We start from the raw sequence: 18125 nt of genomic DNA, 5'->3' as shown, positions 1-18125 counted from the left end.
AGGAAAATAATGTGAGATCCCGTTTCGTAGATTGCAGATTCTCCAGTTGGTTAATATAAATGTGAGAGCCAGAAGCCAAGGAGGGAATCACATTTATGAATACTCCAGTAGTGAATCAAGAAGCAATTGAGACGGTAAGAGATTTGATCAAGGATATAGATACAGCGATGCTGACCACCGTAACTCCAGAAGGATTGGTCTCGCGTCCGATGAAGACACAGGAGGTTGAATTTGACGGAGATCTCTGGTTCCTGACGAAAAAGGACACAAATAAGTATCGGGAATTGATGCAAAATCCGCTGGTCAATGTAGCCTATGTCGGTAAATCCTATGTTTCCATTCGGGGTGAAGCGGAGCTGATTCAGGATCCGGCGAAAGTGAAGGAGTTCTGGAACAAAGCCTATGAGATGCTGCTTGATGTTTCTTATGACGACCCTTCGCTGGTGCTTATTAAGATTCAGGCAGATACCGCCGAGTATTGGGAAACAGGCAGTAAAACGAAGCTGGTCAAGAATCTGTTCAACAAAATGACAGGCAAGCATGAGATGGATTTGAACAAGACCGTAGATCTGTGACGGAGCTTGTACAGGATTGCACATAAAGGGGGCCCGTCTATGGGCCTCCACTTTTTTTTGTGCGATGAATTATTAATGCTGTGAATCAACTCCATATTTGAGGGTGGGCGTTGATAATATCATCAGCTGTCTTGGAAAGTGCAGGCAAGTAGTTTAGAATTTGCCCTGCCCTATTCAGATAATCCTCAGGTGTACCGATGCCTAGATCATTGATCAGCGCCTGGAAGGCAGGTGCAAGTGACTGCTTAGTCTCCGGTGAAGCGTCAGCATCCAAAATTTTGTGACATCGGGCAAAAGTGGCTGCTATCCAAAACACAGCCTCAAGGTGATTTCCGGATTCAATAAGCTCGCGGCTTCCCTCGATCACAATGGGTCGTGCGCTTACTGTAATATCGGAGCTGAAAAAGAAAGGGGTAGACGATACATCCGCAGCTGTATCAAAGGTTATTTCAAGCTGTTCAAGATGCTGACGAACTTGTTCCGCGGTCATCTGATCACAGCCGAGCAGCTGCAGTAGTTCAGTGTATACCGGGAGCTGATTATACTGGGCGAGTACCTCTCGCACGCGGAGATACCGTAAACGGACCGTCGGATTTTGCAGTGCAGCGGTGAGCAGGACATGTGTTGTAATGGCAGCCGGGAAGAGAAGTGCTGTGATTCGATCATAGAGAGGCAGCGTCATATCTATGGATTGGAGCCCTGCCTCTATTTTATGAAGGGCGTTTTTACATCGCTTCTCGACCCATGACTTTTGAGCATAGTGCTGAGATACCTGCTGGTATATCGGATACAGACGTGAATAAGGATCGGCGATGATCGTGTTCGTGCGAAAGCTTCCGGCCAAATGGTAGTTTGTAAGCACCTTCTCTACTGAATCGAACAGATCCCACGGCAGATAGGTTACTTCCAGCAAGACATTTTGATATCGGAATTTCCCGAGTTTAATAGAAGGTACTTCTTGAGTAACAAGGACAATATCAACATCCGAAGCAGGAGGCAGCATAGCGTTGTCAGGTAGAGGAACAGTAGAACCGCTGAAATAAGCGCCGAGATAACCGGGACATTGACTTCCGTGGCTCGTTACCCAATTTACTGCTGCTTGTCTGGCAGAACCAATATTCATCTGTACACTCCTTTCAGGTGCTCTAGAAAGATATCGTGACTTCCTCTTTTTGCATAAAACAGGAGCTCTTGAAACAAAATAGGATGTATTTCAAATTCGCCAATAAAGTAGGTGTTCCCTGTGTATTTCTACAAAGAGGATCTTATCAACATTATCGTGCCTGACAAGCCTGATCCCGCTGCAGCTAAGGTACTGCAAGAAGCTTTGGGTGGACGGTTCGGCGAAATGCGTACGATGATGCAGTATTTTTTTCAGAGCAGTAATTTCCGTGGGAATAAGACCCAGTATCGGGATTTGATGCGAGGTGTATTTCTGGAGGAGATCAGCCATGTGGAGCTGGTGCAAACGACCATTAATCAGCTGCTGAATGGATCAGGCGAAGAGACGCCGGGTAATGCAGGAGTAGATGGCGCTCCATTGGATGAGGCTGTTCGCCATGCAAATCCGCATCATTACATTGTTGGTGCACAAGGGTCTCTGCCCGTAGATGCGGCCGGGAATCCATGGATGGGCAACTACGTATATAACCATGGTAATCTTGTAGCTGACCTTATGGATAATCTGGTTCTTGAATCAACAGGAGTTCTGCAAAAATCCCGTATTTATGAAATGAGCTCCAATAAGACGTTCAGAGAAACCTTGGCTTTTCTCATCGTGCGGGATAATGCCCATCAGAATGCGTTCGCCAAAGCGCTTGAGACGCTTGGTGTAGAGTGGGGCAAACTGTTCCCGGTACCTAATTATGATATCAACAAGTATCCGGAGTGCAGAAAATATGTGGACATGGGCTTTCATAACGCACAGTTTAACTTTAGGCTGGACGATACCCGGATCGGAGAAATTTTCAGTGGTAAATCTCCAAGCCGCAATGGTGGTGAGCTTGAGGTAACACCTCCTCCAATCGGTCATCCGGTACCCATGCTGCCAGACATGCCAAATGAGCATGCCCCAGGTCTTAATGATTTAAACACATAACAGCCTGGTTTTCTTATGAAAATACGAGTAGAACCAACATAAAAACTCCAGCTTCCCCCTTGCCTGAAAGCGAGGAAGCTGGAGTTTTTCTAATGGGAACAAAATCGGCTAGAGAATGAACATGATTCGCGCGCCGACTTGGTCGCATATCTAGTATACGCATTATAGTCAGCCTGCCGGTACCGTCATTTTGATATGAGCCGGCACCGGAGGCTTCACTTCAGCGGGAATTCCGGCTCTGAAAGTGACCCCATTTGCTCTTTCCTTAAATTCAGCTTTGGCCTGCTCAATGACACCATTCGTATTCAGAAGCAGATCATAGGCGGATAGAGCCATCAGCTTCGCGGCATAATGCATCCCCTTCATTCCAATGGAGGAGCCGAAGGCGGCCGTGGCCTGCCAAGTGTGAACTTGGACACCGAGCGGAGCGCAGGTCGTCATGATCTGACCCATCGGTGTGATCCAGGACACATCACCCACATCAGAGGAGCCGCCCATCGTCATACCGAAGACATGTTTATTGTTAATAAACTCCGTTGGGAGAATAGATTGTTCAGAGAGCAGGGCAGCTTCTGCATTGGCTGCAAGGACGTCTGGATGAACGCTCTTCAGCAGCTGTTCGGCGAAGGCCTCTTCTTCCGGAGTGAAACGGATAGCTTCTGCAATTTCGGTTTGAGCATGCATAAGATCATTCAACGTGGCATTTGGCAGTGTATCGTAGCAGCCTGCTTTGATATTCGAGCGTACACTCGTTTCTGTCATCAATGCCGCACCTTGAGCGATTTTGATGAGTCTCTCGAGCAGATGATCGACGGCTGCACGGTCTTTTCCGCGTAAAAAGTAGTATACGCTTGCCGCATCCGGCACGATATTCGGAGCCTGACCGCCGTTTGTAATCTGATAATGAATCCGGCTGCCGTCCGGCACATGCTCACGAAGGTAATTGGCGCCGACGTTCATCAGCTCAACCGCATCCAGGGCGCTGCGGCCAAGGTGAGGGGCAGCTCCGGCGTGTGCGGTACGACCCGAGAAGAAGAACTCCACACCAGTCAGTGCCTGCATGCTGTAATTCGCCGCCATGTTGGAGCTGCCTGGATGCCAAGTGAGCACACAGTCCAGATCGTCGAACACGCCGTCACGAGCCATAAAGGTCTTGCCGGATAACAGCTCTTCTGCCGGGCAGCCATAATATCGAACGGTACCGGGGAGCGTTCCTTCGTGAATGAGCTGCTTAAGCGCGGTGACCGCTTCTACTCCCGCTGTGCCAAGCAGGTTGTGTCCGCAGCCATGACCGGGTCCGCCGGGAACAATTGGTGTCTGATCTGGACTTACCGTTTGGGACAGACCAGGAAGGGCGTCAAACTCGCCGAGGATGCCGATCACCGGACTGCCCTGACCATATTCGGCAACAAAGGCAGTAGGAATTTCACCCACGCCAGTTGTGATTCGAAAGCCTTCCTGTTCCAGCAGGCCAGCCTGAAGAGAGGAGGCGTAGGATTCCGTGTAGCCGACCTCCGGATGCTCCCATATATCCTTAGCCATTTTTGTGAAACGCGGCTCACTTTCGTTAAGGGCTTGAATCAGGTTTGATTTGCTCATGCCTTATACCTCCTAAGATTTAGTGTCTTGCCGTCAAAGCGACTGCAGATGAATCTGTAATAGGCTCGTCAGGCTGTTTGTCCAATTTAGGGATGGTTAATGAAATGATTGCAGCGACAAGGCAGGATGCCGTGAGGAATAAAAAAGCACTGTTGTAAGAGCTTGTAGCTGAGATAAGAAAACCCATTATAGCGGGAGAGAGGATACCTGCAGCCTGTCCACCAAAGTTGATCATACCAAAGGCGGTACCGACGACTCTTTGCTTCATCAGCCGATGAGGCAGCGTGAACACAAAGGACAGTGTGAAGGAGCCAAACGCCATGGCAAGACTCATGCATAGCATAATTTCGGCGAGTCCGCCGGCACGTGTAACGAGGAATAAGAATAGAGCATACATGAACAGGCAGCTTGTGACCACATACTTCACCTTGGCTCCGATTCGATCGATAATCCGGCCGCTGATGAGCATGCCAAGAGCAGCGACGACTGCGGGAATAGCGGACACAAGACCAGCTGCCTTCAGATCAATCCCTTGTGCTTCTATGAGATAGGTAGGCATCCACGAAGAGAGTCCCCAGCTGGCAATGTTGGCGAAGAAGAAGAGCGCCATGACCCTCCACAAAGTCGTATTGCGCAGCAGTTCCTTGTATACACCTTTCTCCGCTTGGGGTGAAGCCGTACTTTGTTTGACAGAAGATCCGCGGGTGATATATAGGAACCATATAACGAGAACTACACCAAGCAGGGAAATGGCGAGAAATGTATGTCTCCATCCTAACCACAGGAGCAGCGGTGTGCAAATTATAGGAGCGATGGCTCCTCCGAGTGCATTGGAGGACATCATGGTCGTTTGAGCCTTGGTGCGTTTTTCTCTGGCAAAATAATCAGAGATGGCTTTGGTGCTGGCAGAAGGATAAGCCCCTTCCCCAATTCCGAAGAGGAAACGAATTACGAGCAGAGAGGCCAGGGACCAGGCGGCGCCGGATAAACCGGTGAAGAGGGACCAGAACAGGATTGCGACGACAATGACCTTGCGTGAACCGAACTTGTCCGCGAGCCATCCACCGGGAATCTGCATGAGCGCATAGCCGACGAAAAAGCTGCTCAGCACAATTCCGAGTGCCGAAGCATCCAGACTCATGTCTTTGCCCATTTGACTGAGAGCAAGCGTAATTACTCCTCGGTCGATATAGGAGACAATCCAGGCTGCAAATAAGGCGGTAAGTATCCATTTACTGTTAGGTTCTTTTTTCATAGCATCACGCTCCAAACGGTTGTGTTAAGTATGGTAACATTTTATAATGTGAGTTAACGAAAATCATTGTTCATTTGACTAATGTTTTATATAGAAAATTGTATGAATTTCCAATGACAATCTATTTTAAGTTAAAAGGTGTTCATATATGTTATATTATCTAACATATATCGAGTGGGGAGGGGGGGTTAAGGTGGATTTGCTCCGGTTTTTGGAGAAGAAATTTGGAGACGTAGAGTATGGAGCATGGTTTCTTACGGAGAATGATGGAAGCTTATACCTGTGGCTGGGAACAGACGGAGCAGACAGGTTGATCGAGAAAGTGAAGAGGAACGTAATGGGAGTGCCGCTTCAACAGCATATGGAGAGGCTGGTATGCCGTTCCCTGCGAGTGGAGAATTCTGCACTCTTATCCATCTATTTTACACCGAATGATGCCTCAGAGCAGAGACACATGCTGATGCTGATTGAAGCCGAAGGTGGAATGACAGACAGAGAGCTTGAGCAGCTGGAGCTGCTGACCAGAATGGAGCTGCTGACGAGAAGGCTTGCGAAGCAAAAGCTGGATCACGAACGCTGGCTTGAGGGGCTCCGGGCACTGACCTCTTCCCTTGACCTGAATGAATTGCTTCTGCACATTATGCAAAATGCACTGAAGGTCATTCCCACTGCGGACTGCGGCTTCTTCATGATGTATGACGAGGCAGAGAAGAGGCTGGTGCCCAGGGCGAGCATTGGAATTAAAGATACAATCTATCAGTTTCAGACAAGGCACAGCCAGGGGATTACAGGTAAAGTATTTACGAGCGGGATCGGCAAAATATATACCTCAAGATCGGCCCTGGATGCGATGGATGATGTTCCAAAGGATGCGCTGAGTTATCTTGTTAACGCTTTTGGCGGAGACGTGGTGCAGGTAATATCTGTCATCGCAGTCCCAGTCACGATGAATCGGGATCGGATCGGGGTCATGCTGGTGCATCAGCTAGAGGATGGCAGGAGGCCTTTTCATGATCAGGACCTGCTGCATCTTCAGGGCTTTGCAGATCAGGCCGCTATTGCGATATCCAATGCGAGGATGTACTCAGAGCTGCGGGAAGCGAATGAGTATCTCGTGAAACGGAGCGATATTCACAATGTATTTACCAAGCTGTCTGTCCGGCAGGAAAGTGTGGAGGTGCTGGTTGGTCAAGTGCTTGCTATGCTGAAGCTGCCGCTGCGATTTGTTGACCTGCTGCTGAACAACTGGCATCCTGCAGCTGACGATAAGCATGAGCTCTCCGATCTGGACTTGTTCCAAATGTTTGAGGAGAATAAAGCTCCTGTCACGATACCGGGTAGTCAAGATCCTGCGTATTACCTGTACCCTGTCGTGAATGGCCCAGTGCTGCTGGGTGTGTTCGTGATTCCACTCCTTCGTACGTTGGAGCCGCTGGATCATATTGTACTAGAGCAGGGAGGTGCGATCGTTGCACTCCAGCTAATGAACACGCATTCTGCCACGGAAATGTATTACAAACGGAGTCATGAGTTTTTTAATGAGCTGGTGCAGTTTCGTGAGCCTGAGCGTGTAGCGGCCAAGATGAGTAATTTTGGACTGCCTAAGGACGTTCCTCTATTCGTTAGTGTCCTTCATCTTCTGGGAGAGCACGGAGATCTGAAGCAGCGTGAGATTTTTTTGCGTAAATTAATACTCGATTTGGAAAAAGAGCTTGGCCATACTGAGAAGCTGCTGTTTGGCTCCCATGATAAAGTAACGATCATTGCAGCAGCGCTGAATTCCACTCAGCAAAAGCAAATGGTGGAACGGATGAGAGCAGCTGCCGAGCGATGGGCAAAATCTACAGGCAAATCCGTGAGCGGGGGCATTGGCAGCTTGTACAGTGGTCTTGAACAGGTGGCCAGAAGTAACGATGAGGCACTCGATGCCTTATCCTTTCTGCTCCGCAGGCAAAAGACAGGGCTTACCCGTTATGAGGATATCGGGGTGAACCAATTGTTTCTCAATCAGGAGCCTGCAAAGATCGGGCATTATATCGAAAGTGTGCTGTCTCCACTGTATTCAAGGGGTAAGCAGCAGGGTGAGGATCTGGAGCGCACGTTAAAAGCTTACATGGCTGCGAATCGTTCCGCTTCAGCAGCAGCTGAAGTGCTGCATATTCACATCAATACGCTGTACCACCGGCTGCACAAGATTGAGGAACTGATGCAGGTCAGTCTAAGCGATCCTGATGACTGGCTCAAGGTATATCTGGCTTGCCATCTCAGCGAGACCTATTAATCAGGTGATATTAAAAAGGGCCGTATCCAGCTGCCGAGAGGCAGGGGATACGGCCTTACTATTTGTACGTCGATTATTTCATCAACTGACGAAGTACGGTTTGCAGAATACCGCCATTATGGTAGTAATCCACGTCAACCATGCTGTCGAGACGCGCGATAACAGGGAACTCAAATTTAGTACCGTCCTCGCGTGTTGCAGTTACAGTCAATTCTTCACCTGGAGTGACCTCGTTGGAGAGACCTACGATATCAAACGTTTCACGCCCGTTCAATCCAAGGCTGGACCATCCATAGCCTTCTTTGAACTGAAGCGGAAGTACGCCCATACCAACCAGGTTACTGCGGTGAATCCGCTCGAAGCTCTCAGCGATAACAGCTTTGACGCCTAGGAGAAGCGTACCTTTGGCTGCCCAGTCACGGGAGCTTCCTGTACCATACTCTTTACCAGCCAGTACGATGAGGTTTCTGCCTTTCTCCTGATACTTCATAGAAGCATCGTAGATGGACATGACTTCATCGGTAGGGAGGTATTTGGTAACCCCGCCTTCCGTGCCTGGTGCCACTTGGTTACGAATACGGATGTTGGCAAATGTTCCGCGCATCATAACTTCATGGTTACCGCGGCGAGAACCGTAGGAGTTGAAGTCCTTGCGTTCTACACCATGGTCTTTGAGGTACAGACCAGCCGGGCTGGTTGGCGAAATATTACCTGCAGGCGAGATATGGTCGGTCGTTACAGAATCGCCAAGCAGTGCAAGCACGCGTGCATCACGAATGTTCTGGATATCGTTCAGATCACCTTCAAGTCCTTCAAAGAACGGCGGGTTCTGAATGTATGTCGAGTTCTCATCCCACTCATACAATTCGCCTTCTGGAACTTCAATTGCATTCCAGCGTTCATTGGCAGTGAAGACGTTCGCGTATTTATTCCGGAACATATCTGCGTTAAGCGAGACATTAATTGCTTCTTGGATTTCTGCGGAAGTCGGCCAGATATCCTTAAGATATACAGGCTGATTGCTCTGATCATAGCCAATCGGATCGTTCTGCAGATCGATGTTCACCGTACCTGCCAGCGCATAAGCAACAACCAGCGGCGGAGAAGCCAGGTAGTTTGCTTTGACCTGAGCATGAACACGGCCTTCGAAGTTACGGTTACCCGATAGTACTGCAGCAACGGTCAAATCGTTGTCAGAAATCGCCTGACTCACTTCATCTGGAAGCGGACCGGAGTTACCGATACAAGTTGCACATCCGTAGCCGGCAACGTTAAAGCCCAGCTTCTCAAGCGGATCGAGCAGGTTTGCCTTGGTCAGGTACTCTGTAACAACAAGAGATCCTGGAGTCAGCGAGGTCTTCACATAACCAGGCTTGGTCAGTCCGCGTTCTACCGCTTTCTTCGCAAGAAGACCTGCGCCGACCATAACACTTGGGTTGGAAGTGTTCGTACAGCTCGTAATTGCAGCAATTACAACTGCGCCTGGAGCCAGTTCACTCTTGGAACCGTCAGGATGGGTAACAGGCACTTTCTCTGCGATCTTCTCATCGCTTAGTCCGTAACCGCCCTTGTCGATTGGTGTGCGGACAATGCCTTCCCAATTCTCTTTCATATGAGACAGCTCAATCCGGTCTTGAGGACGTTTAGGTCCTGCAAGGCTCGGTACAACCGATGCCAGATCAAGCTCAATGGTATCTGTAAAGACTGGATCTTCGGTATGGTTCGTACGGAACATGCCTTGGGCTTTGTAGTATGCTTCAACCAGCTCGATTTGTTCTTCAGAACGACCCGTATTGCGAAGGTAGTTCAGCGTCTCTTGATCGACCGGGAAGAAACCAACAGTTGCACCGTATTCCGGAGCCATGTTAGCTACGGTCGCACGGTCAGCCAAGCTGATGTTGGACAGGCCAGGACCATAGAATTCTACGAATTTGCCGACAACACCCTTCTTACGAAGCATTTCGGTAACCGTCAGGGCAAGGTCAGTAGCTGTAGAGCCCTCTGCCAGGCTGCCTGTCAGCTTGAATCCGATAACCTCAGGCGTTACGAAGTAGAGAGGTTGTCCAAGCATTCCGGCTTCTGCCTCGATACCGCCGACACCCCAGCCTACGACGCCGAGACCGTTGATCATCGTTGTATGAGAATCCGTACCCACCAGAGAGTCCGGGAACACAACGGTTTCACCGTCAATCTCTTTGGTTGCAGCTACGGAAGCGAGATATTCAAGGTTAACCTGGTGAACAATCCCTGTAGAAGGTGGAACTGCACGGAAATTGTCAAAAGCAGTCTGCGCCCAGCGAAGGAAGCGATAACGCTCTTCATTGCGCTCAAACTCTACTTTGATGTTATAGTCTAGTGCGCTGTTTGTTCCGAATGCATCGACCATGACCGAGTGGTCAATAACGAGATCGACAGGAACGAGCGGATTGATCTTCTTCGGATCGCCGCCGGCTTTCTTCACCGTATCGCGCATAGCGGCAAGGTCAACGACCACCGGAACGCCAGTAAAGTCCTGCAGTACAATACGCGCAGGAATAAAAGGAATTTCTTTGTTGTTATCTTTGCCTTCTGCCCAGCCTGTAAGCTGGCTTACATGATCTTCAGTAATAGCGCGTCCATCAAACTGACGGATCGCCGCTTCGAGGAGCACCTTAATGGAGAAAGGCAGCTTGGAAATGTCGCCGCGTCCTTGCTCTTCGAGCGTTTTGAGGCTGTAATAGCGGTACGTTTTGCCTCCGACTTCAAGCGAGCTTGCAGCAGAGAAATGATTCTGTTGAGACATGGATGTACCTCCTTGATTAATAGTATGCCAGAAGTTCATTTTATCCGATCAATGTTCATGGAGTTTCACGCTGTGAAACGTAATTTCAAAAATGAACTTTTGACTTTAGTATACCGTTTTCATCCATTAACGTAAAGTTTTTTTTCTTGTAATGAAGCCTATTTTTGCAGGGAAGAGAATGCTTCAGCTCTCTCTGGATAGGCCCCGTACATACCAAGATAAACTTAGTCATATAGTGAAAAGAGAAGGTAAACATACGATCGAGAGGCTGGGCGGAGGAGAAGAAAGGGGACATGGGCCGTTGGAGCGAGAATGGAAAAACACCTTATATTCTTATGTGAAAGAGTATAATCGGAGCGAGATTGATTATAAGCCGCAGGAGCAGCATATCATTACGGACCTTGCTGTCCTGCTCGAACGAGGCAAGCGGGCAGCGCAGCTGGATGAGTGGTATCGCGATCGTCAGGCCGTACCCCTCCGCTGCGAGACAAGCGCTAAACTGCTCCGGACACTGTCGGATCGGAAGGGTGAGGCGGTGGCCGATGTACAGCTGTACAGCCGGTTATTCTACTCTAAGGGAGGGATTACTCACCGGGAGGACCGCATCGAGAAAGAACGGCTGACCTTCACCAAGGATGGTAATCATTGGGTCGTATCGCGTGTGGTCAGAGATGTACAGGAGCGAAAGCCGGTCGCCTATGAGACGTTGATCGCAGCCGAGAATGCCAAGCAGGCAGGTATCCAGAGGAAGCCTCTGCTGAATAGAGAAGTGCTGTATCCAGGTATCCCGGCCAGACTGGTTCGATACCGGAGAGAAGATGCGGTGGCTTATGCAGATCAATGGTGGAATTCGGGTAATCCGGAGTTTGAAGAATTCGAAGTGAACTGCACCAATTATATCTCGCAATGTCTCTTTGCAGGGGGAGCGCCGATCAACTATACTGGTAGGAGAGAAACAGGCTGGTGGTATAAAGGTTACGTTTCCGGACAAGAGCAATGGAGCTACAGCTGGGCTGTGTCGGATAGTTTGGAGAATTATCTTGCGCGCAATCGTAGCGGGCTGACGGCAACGCTTATTGAGAGGCCCGAGCAGCTGCAGCTGGGCGATGTTATTTTCTATGATTGGAATGGGGACGGCAGGTATCAGCACAGTACGATTGTGACAGCATTTGATGCGGGTGGAATGCCCCTTGTGAATGCGAACACTGTAAGCAGCAGGCATCGTTATTGGGATTACAAGGATTCTTATGCCTGGACCGAGAACACAACATACCGGTTATTCCATATCGCAGATACTTTTGGAGCCTAAAAAAAGCGTAACGCTCATCCTTAAGATGAATATACTACTGGCATAATTCGGTAGGCCTTGGCGGATACGATAATCTAGATGATTTTCTTCCTTGGACCTGTAACCGTTAAGAAACCGGAGGTAAGTCATGGTACACAGTAAAGACAACAAGATGACCATAGGCGTAGTCTATGGAGGCAAGTCAGGAGAGCATGAGGTATCATTGCAGACTGCATTTGCCGTCATCAGCGCATTTGATTTTGATAAATATGAAATTATTCCTTTCTTTATTTCGAAGCAGGGAAGCTGGGCTAAGGGCGGCAGACTCACTGCGCCTCCTGCCAGTATAGATGAGCTTAAGCTCGGTGGAAGTGCGGAAGATACAAGAGATGCACTGAATTCCGTGTTTGGACGCCTGTATGGTACGGAGGGTGAACTAGATGTGATGTTCCCGCTCTTGCACGGTACGAACGGTGAAGACGGCACGATTCAAGGCTTGTTTGAGATGGCTGATATCCCTTACGTGGGTGCTGGTGTGCTGCCCTCTGCAGCAGGCATGGATAAAGTCGTGATGAAGAAGCTGTTTGCACAGGCGGGTCTTGCGCAATGTGAATTTGCGTATTTCAATCATGTGCAGTGGAAGCGTTCAAGTCACGATCTCATCGTGGGAATGGAGGACCAGCTGGGCTATCCCATGTTTATTAAACCGGCGAATCTTGGATCCAGTGTTGGTATTTCCAAGGCACGTAATCGCGATGAGCTCGTTCAGGCGGTTGAATTCGCATTCCGCTACGATATTAAAGTCATCGTCGAAGAGTTTGTAGATGCGAGAGAAGTCGAAGTCAGCGTACTCGGTAACGAGGAAGCGATCGCTTCTGTTCCGGGGGAGATTGTATCCTCCAGTGAGTATTATGATTATGCGGCAAAATATATCGACGGCCAGTCACAGATGCTGATTCCTGCACCGCTTGATGAGGAAGAGGCTGACCGTGTTCGTGAGGCTGCTCTCCAGGCTTTTCGTGCCATTGAGGGCAACGGCATTACACGTGCAGATTTCTTCATTCGCAGATCTGACGGAGCACTCCTTATCAATGAAGTAAATACGATGCCGGGCTTTACGCCGTTCAGCATGTATCCGTTGCTGTGGCGGGAGACAGGTGTATCCTACAAAGCGCTGCTGGATCGGATGATTGAGCTTGCTCTGGAGCGGTATGCTCAGAAACAAGCACTGAATTACGAGAATGGTAACCGGTAGTCGATGTGAACACAAAGGAGAGTGATATGCTCTCCTTTTTTCATATATACAGGAAGTCCACAGAATCTTGTGGACATATCATTTTGGATACAGGAGGTTATTGATGATGGGGTTTCAAACAGAGTTTAATTCAGTCTGTAAATTCAAGAGCGATCAGGAGCTGTACGAGCTGCTGGAATATGGCCGGGGCAAAATGGTGAAGCAGGGCTTCCGGGTGTTCCCCACTGGCCAGAAGGTCATTGCCTATACACCTGAGAATACCGCGGTTGCCATAGTGAAGATCGTCGGCTGTATCGCCGAGATTAATTTTCAAGGACAAGAGGTCACTGAGGTGGAAATGGTGCTTGAACGCAAGCTGAACGAAGAGGAATCCCGGATTCAGACTGCGCTTGCTTATGAAATGTTTTTTGGAGAGCAGAATCAGTAGCCTTTAATAAGGTTCCAAGAAGGTTTTAATCCGTAGACATAGGGTATAACTGTACTATTATGACGAAGGGATTGAAACGCTTCCATGATCGTACGATTCGGATATGTAGCCATGTCAATGGTGGTAGCGAACGCGTCACCGTCCAAGACGATGACGATGGCGAGTTTTAACAAAATAGAAGACCGGGAAGCAGCGATCCGCAAGCTCGAACGCATTGCAACCGAGAATTTACATAACACCCTCAGGCTGCTGAGGCATAACCTTGCAAGTGATATTAAAGTCTATCGCTTCTCATCCAAGCTCATTCCGCTTGCTACACATGGAGATTTGGCCGATTGGGATCCATTTGCGGCATTAACCCCTTCTTTTCAGGAAGTTGGTGATTTTGTGAAAAAACATGGGATGCGAGTTTCGTTTCACCCCGATCATTTCACGGTGTTAAGTACACCACGGGAGGAAGTGCTGAGAAGCTCCATTCGTGATCTGATGCACCATAAGGCGATGCTTGATGCGATGGGACTGGATGCACGGGCGAAGAACAATATTCATATCGGCGGTGCTTACGGGGACAAGAGGAAGGCAGCAGAACGATTTATCGTCAATGCGGAAGCCCTGCCTCCCGAGTTACTGCAGCGGATCACGCTTGAGAATGATGATAAGACCTTCACAGCGGTCGAAACGCTGGAGGTATGTAAGAAGACAAGCCTCCCTATGGTGCTCGACATACATCATCAATGGGTGAATAACGACGGAGAAGCATCCTGGGAATTGTGGGATGATATTCTGGAGACATGGAAGACGATCTATGCCCAGGCGGATTCTTCCCCTGAAGAAGCCCTGCCTCCCAAAATTCACGTATCGAGCCCCAAGAATGAGAAGGATATCCGGAGCCATGCAGATGGTGTTGTGCTGGAGCCGCTGCTTGATTTCTTGCGTCATATTGCCGACCGGACCCCTGCTATTGATGTGATGATTGAAGCGAAACGCAAGGATGAGGCGTTATTCAATTTAATGAAGGATTTCGAGAAGCTCTCGGGGGAAGGTATTGAAATATTAGACGGAGCTACAATTTGTATGTAAGGAAATGCACAATATTGTGAAATAGGGCTTTTTACGTGTAACGAGAACACGTTTTAAACGTTACTATTATAGTAAGCTTAGCTATAGTTCATTCAGTATAGCGCAAAGATACAAAGAAAGTAGTGTGATCGCTTTGAACGACAATCAGAAGATTCCATATGTAGTCACTAGTAAGAGTTATACTGCTGTTGCAATTAATGCTGCTGCCAAAGCGGGAGAGTGGATTAAGAGCCGCGCTGGCTCCGCCTTTAAAACAACGACGAAATATTCAGCTCAGGATTTGGTGACCGAGGTGGATAAAGGAGCAGAACAGATGATTCGCAGACTGATCCTGACTCATTTCCCCGATCATGCAATTCTTGGCGAAGAAGGGGTTGAGCCGGGAGCTGAAGCATCGGCCAAGGCGCTTGAGGCTGCACGTGAGGAAGAATATTTGTGGATCGTAGACCCGGTTGACGGCACGACCAACTTCGTGCATGGCTTTCCGTTTTTCTCTGTATCCATTGCACTTGCCTATCGTGGGGAAGTTATCGTAGGTGTAATCTATGATCCTGTTCGAGATGAGCTCTTTGTAGCTGAGAAGGGGAAAGGTGCATATGTTCACGGAGATCGAATGAAGGTCTCTCGTGAAGAGAGCTTGGCAGACAGCTTGGTAGCAATTGGATTTCCTCCTGATCCCGAATTTGCGCTCCCTGCAAACATGAGTGTTGCTAAGGCGCTGGCACCCAAAGTTCGCAATTTGAGAGCAGGGGGCTCGGCTGCACTTCACCTTGCATATGTGGCAGCAGGCAGACTCAGCGCATACACCGAAATTGGACTCAATCCTTGGGATATCGCTGCAGGGGCCCTGCTGGTTCAAGAATCCGGGGGAACCGTGACGGATACGCAGGGCAATCCATATCATTTAGCGGTTCGGTATATTGCAGCAAGCAATGGCCAAATTCATGAAGAACTCATTCATACACTGACAGAAGAGAATGCAACCGGCGTAAACTGATGCCAGTTCTGCATAAGAAATTCCTCTGCGGTGGAATAATGTATGTAAAAAACTAAGGAGTGATGGATCGTGAAGGATTCACGTGAACTGGAACGCCAGCTTAGCGAAATGCTGACCGAAGGAGAACCTGAATTTGGAGACCGTAAGGAAAGAGAGCGGCAGAACATATCTCCGAAGCACGAAATCCGCATTCAAACACAGCTTGATCCGATTGTAGAAGAAACGAAGAAGTTCCGCAGCATGGCGAAGGAAGTAGATCATCGGTATGATGACTATATGAAGAAAGCCGGTTTATCCGAGTAATAACAGCTATTCATTAATTAATACTGCAGAGATGCCCCGATATAGGGGCATCTCTTTTTTCGTGTGAAGCTTTAAATAGTAGTATCTCCCTCTATACGCTTGGTGGTAAAATAAGGAACATGGCATGAGAGAGGGGATATTGTTACATATGATGAAGATCGCAGGCTTCAAGAGAAGGGCTAAGCAAGGCGTTGTCTCAATGTTTGCAGGGGTGCTCTTCTTGTGCGCAGGGCACACGGCGGTGGAAGCGCAGGAAGTGACTGGCACTGAGCCGTTTAAGATTGTGGCACTCGGGGACTCCATCACGGTAGGCTATGAACCGGGAATGGAGGATTACGCTACTGCTCCTTACGGCTACGTCGAGCGTTTACTTGAGCAGGGTCTATTGCATGAGCGGACCGTGGTAACAAACTACGGAATTGGCGGCTTAAAAAGCAATGGATTGAAGCAGTTTACGGAAGCGATATTAAACGAGAAGTCCGTATCACCTGAGGATATACAGCCCGGACTTCCAGATGCTCGTGTGGCCTCTTATTTGGCAAGTATCGATCAGATTAATCAGGATGTGACTGAGGCAGATGTCATAACGATCACGATCGGTGGCAATGATGTATCGGAGCTGCTTATGACCGCAGACGGAATGAATGCTTCAGATTTGGATCGCAGAGTTGAGGAGCTGCTTGCAAAATATACATTAGAGGTTACGGCCGCTGTTCAGCAGCTTCACACCATGAATGGTGATGCTATGATCGTGCTGGCAGACCAGTATCAGCCGGTACCCAAGGTAGGGAATGCAGGTCTCTATGCTAAGCTTATGGAAGCAAGTGCTGCCTTTACCCGCACAGTGGATCTACTAGCTGCTGAACTCAGCACTCAGGGCGTCTCGATCAAGGTCGCACACATCGCCGAGGCGTTCGTCGGCGGCGAGGGGACGATGACCCACATGATCGGCAGCCGGGATTTTCATCCGAATCAGCTCGGTTATGAGGCAATTGCCAAAGTATTTGCAGAATCGATATGGGGGCAGTACGTTAAATTAAAGGCGGCAGAGACCGGGGAGCCGATGAACATAATCGTCAGCGGGAAGCTGCTGGATACTCCGTATAAGCCGGTGCTGCGAAACAACCAGAATTATGTGGCCATTCAGGATATTGTAAGTGCCGTAGGCGCTAAATCACAGTGGATTCATGAAGCGAAGGCGACGATGATTACTTATAATGCGAATCGTGTGCAGATCCAGATTAATGAGCCGAACGTACTCGTAAATGATCAGCTGATCCCTGTAAAGAATGCTCCATTCCTCCATAAAGTAGGCAAGGAAGCGAAGACTTATGTACCTCTTGCCCTTATCGCTGAAGGGCTGGGTTATGATGTGCAGTACAATGCCAAGCTTAAGGCCGTCTTTATCAATCCGTGAAAATAAGGCTGATGACAGCTCTTCATACCTGTTCACAGTTGTAGCTGCTCTCTTCATGAGGGCAGCCTTTTTTATATTATTCTTAGTTGCACTTCCGTTTCGAAATATTCGTTTTAATGAATTAAAATTGATTGAATCAATTTCATAAATCATATTCGATTCACTGTACAATAATTATGAATTTGTAATATAATCAACAACAAAGACTTCTACAGATAAACACAGAAGAATTAATGATTTATATTTCTGTATCACAGATTTTGTTCTGATTTACCGGCGTACTGAGGTCAGGCTTCTATAAAAGGAGGCGTGCGAATGCATGAATAATTTGGAGCATGTTGTTAGTCGTGCTCGGGATTCTGGCAGCAGAAGGTCCGCACCTGTAATCAGACTCCGTGTCTTCCGAGAGGAGAAGGACAGTGTCAAACAATCGGCGATTGTCAGCTCCATGCTGGAGCTGGTGCACAATCATTATGCCGATGCTGATTTATCCCTGAATACGGTAGCAAGACATATGCTGTACATGAATCCGGATTATTTAGGTAAAATGTTCAAGAAGGATACAGGGCTTAATTTCTCTCAATATTTAAATCAATACCGGATACGACAAGCCTGCAGCTACATCCAGCAGGAAGATGAGGATGTCAGAATTTTTGAGTTGGCAGAATGGTTTGGATTTGGAGGAAATTCAGGTTACTTCAGCCAAGTATTCAAGAGATGGACAGGGATGACACCGTCTCATTACAAGAGAAGGGCAAGATGATGTTT

Annotated in this window: 15 protein-coding genes; 11 read left to right on the top strand and 4 right to left on the bottom strand. The window is 48.5% G+C overall.

What is annotated here, in order from left to right; genetic code table 11:
* Positions 1-95 precede the first annotated feature (95 nt).
* Positions 96-575, top strand: a complete 480-nt coding sequence (locus BK126_RS21700) for a pyridoxamine 5'-phosphate oxidase family protein (RefSeq protein WP_076314645.1) — start codon at positions 96-98, stop codon at positions 573-575.
* Positions 576-660: 85 nt separating this feature from the next.
* On the opposite strand, the gene BK126_RS21695 is transcribed toward BK126_RS21700, so the two are convergent.
* On the bottom strand, positions 661-1698 hold the full coding sequence (locus BK126_RS21695) for a hypothetical protein (protein ID WP_076314644.1): 1038 nt from the start codon (positions 1696-1698) through the stop codon (positions 661-663).
* 120 nt (positions 1699-1818) lie between these two features.
* Here BK126_RS21695 and BK126_RS21690 point away from each other — a divergent pair, with 120 nt between their 5' ends.
* Positions 1819-2673: a manganese catalase family protein gene (locus BK126_RS21690; RefSeq protein ID WP_076314643.1), complete on the top strand. Its 855-nt coding sequence runs from the start codon at positions 1819-1821 to the stop codon at positions 2671-2673.
* Positions 2674-2841: 168 nt separating this feature from the next.
* Here BK126_RS21690 and BK126_RS21685 read toward each other — a convergent pair whose 3' ends face one another.
* Positions 2842-4272: an amidohydrolase gene (locus BK126_RS21685; protein WP_076314642.1), complete on the bottom strand. Its 1431-nt coding sequence runs from the start codon at positions 4270-4272 to the stop codon at positions 2842-2844.
* Between the two features lie 19 nt (positions 4273-4291).
* On the bottom strand, positions 4292-5527 hold the full coding sequence (locus BK126_RS21680; protein WP_076314641.1) for an MFS transporter: 1236 nt from the start codon (positions 5525-5527) through the stop codon (positions 4292-4294).
* Between the two features lie 193 nt (positions 5528-5720).
* On the opposite strand from BK126_RS21680, the gene BK126_RS21675 reads away from it, so the two are divergent.
* The gene (locus BK126_RS21675; protein ID WP_076314640.1) at positions 5721-7808 is read left to right on the top strand and encodes a helix-turn-helix domain-containing protein; all 2088 of its coding nucleotides are present in this window, start codon (positions 5721-5723) and stop codon (positions 7806-7808) included.
* Positions 7809-7881: 73 nt separating this feature from the next.
* Here BK126_RS21675 and acnA read toward each other — a convergent pair whose 3' ends face one another.
* Positions 7882-10590, bottom strand: a complete 2709-nt coding sequence (gene acnA, locus BK126_RS21670; protein ID WP_076314639.1) for an aconitate hydratase AcnA — start codon at positions 10588-10590, stop codon at positions 7882-7884.
* 301 nt (positions 10591-10891) lie between these two features.
* On the opposite strand from acnA, the gene BK126_RS21665 reads away from it, so the two are divergent.
* The 8 genes from BK126_RS21665 (at position 10892) to BK126_RS21630 (ending at position 18120) form a co-directional block, all read left to right on the top strand.
* Positions 10892-11899 carry an amidase domain-containing protein gene (locus BK126_RS21665; RefSeq protein WP_076314638.1) on the top strand — a complete coding sequence of 336 codons (1008 nt, stop codon included), beginning with the start codon at positions 10892-10894 and terminating at the stop codon, positions 11897-11899.
* 127 nt (positions 11900-12026) lie between these two features.
* Positions 12027-13133, top strand: coding sequence for a D-alanine--D-alanine ligase (locus BK126_RS21660; protein WP_076314637.1), 1107 nt, complete (start codon positions 12027-12029; stop codon positions 13131-13133).
* 106 nt (positions 13134-13239) lie between these two features.
* Positions 13240-13560, top strand: a complete 321-nt coding sequence (locus tag BK126_RS21655) for a hypothetical protein (protein WP_076314636.1) — start codon at positions 13240-13242, stop codon at positions 13558-13560.
* An 84-nt stretch (positions 13561-13644) separates the two neighbouring features.
* Positions 13645-14640 (top strand): UV DNA damage repair endonuclease UvsE, encoded by a 996-nt coding sequence (gene uvsE, locus BK126_RS21650; protein ID WP_076314635.1) that lies wholly within the window; start codon positions 13645-13647, stop codon positions 14638-14640.
* Between the two features lie 133 nt (positions 14641-14773).
* Entirely contained in the window at positions 14774-15637 is an 864-nt protein-coding gene (locus BK126_RS21645; protein ID WP_083656136.1) for an inositol monophosphatase family protein, read from the top strand.
* Between the two features lie 69 nt (positions 15638-15706).
* Positions 15707-15940 (top strand): hypothetical protein, encoded by a 234-nt coding sequence (locus BK126_RS21640; protein ID WP_177178758.1) that lies wholly within the window; start codon positions 15707-15709, stop codon positions 15938-15940.
* Between the two features lie 148 nt (positions 15941-16088).
* Positions 16089-17357 (top strand): SGNH/GDSL hydrolase family protein, encoded by a 1269-nt coding sequence (locus tag BK126_RS21635; protein WP_179085583.1) that lies wholly within the window; start codon positions 16089-16091, stop codon positions 17355-17357.
* Between the two features lie 319 nt (positions 17358-17676).
* Positions 17677-18120 carry a helix-turn-helix domain-containing protein gene (locus BK126_RS21630; protein WP_076314633.1) on the top strand — a complete coding sequence of 148 codons (444 nt, stop codon included), beginning with the start codon at positions 17677-17679 and terminating at the stop codon, positions 18118-18120.
* The last annotated feature ends 5 nt before the right edge of the window (positions 18121-18125 follow it).

Origin of the sequence: Paenibacillus sp. FSL H7-0326, from assembly GCF_001955535.1 — a bacterium.
In the GTDB taxonomy this organism is placed as follows: domain Bacteria; phylum Bacillota; class Bacilli; order Paenibacillales; family Paenibacillaceae; genus Paenibacillus; species Paenibacillus shunpengii.
This window is presented reverse-complemented; position numbering and strand designations above follow the sequence as displayed.